This window comes from Pseudoxanthomonas kaohsiungensis (assembly GCF_010211765.1).
Lineage (GTDB): Bacteria > Pseudomonadota > Gammaproteobacteria > Xanthomonadales > Xanthomonadaceae > Pseudoxanthomonas > Pseudoxanthomonas kaohsiungensis.
The window spans coordinates 1-601 of sequence record NZ_PDWO01000067.1; the positions used below are offsets into that span (position 1 = coordinate 1).

Annotated in this window: 1 protein-coding gene and 1 pseudogene; one reads left to right on the plus strand and one right to left on the minus strand. The window is 64.9% G+C overall.

What is annotated here, in order from left to right:
* Positions 1 to 288 (minus strand): annotated as a pseudogene (locus CSC66_RS17320) (hypothetical protein); the annotation flags it as partial.
* 123 nt (positions 289 to 411) lie between these two features.
* On the opposite strand from CSC66_RS17320, the gene CSC66_RS17325 reads away from it, so the two are divergent.
* Positions 412 to 601, plus strand: a 190-nt coding sequence (locus CSC66_RS17325) for a hypothetical protein (RefSeq protein WP_202935699.1), incomplete at its 3' end; no start/stop codon positions are given.

A 601-nucleotide genomic window follows, 5' to 3' on the forward strand; every position in this document is an offset into this window, starting at 1 on the left:
AGCCTCGGCCTTCGGCGCAACGGAATCCGGCTGCGAGGCAATGCCCTTCGGCTTGGCAGCGACTTTTGGCTTCGGGGCCACCGGCTCCGTCTTCGGAGCGACGGCCTCGGGCTTTGGCGCGACCGCCTTGGGCTTGGTGGCGACGACCTTCGCCTTCGGAGCGACCGCCTCCGCCTTTGGAGCGACGACCTTGGGTTTGCGGGCGACAGCGTTGCGCTTGGGGGCAACGGCGTCGGGCGCCGGCTCCGCATCCCCTACTTTGGTCGGTGTGGGCTTCTTCTGGGTCATGCCATCGTCACGCGGATCAATCGGAACGAAGTGTAGCCAATGCCTGTCCCACTTCGCGTCGCCCGTTATCATCGCGGCCTCACCTTCGTTGCCCCCTGATCCCTTTCGTTGCGGAGCCGGACCATGCGCTTTCCGCTGATTGCTTCGCTGACGTTGTCGCTCGCCGTAGCCGGCCTGCCCGTTCTGGCGTTGGCCAAGGACGATGCCTTCGCCGGAATCAAGGAAGCAGCCAAGGCGCAGGCCAGCAACAAGATGGCCGAGAAATTCAACCTGCCCAGTGCCGCTCCGGCCGGCGCCAAGGTGTACATCATTT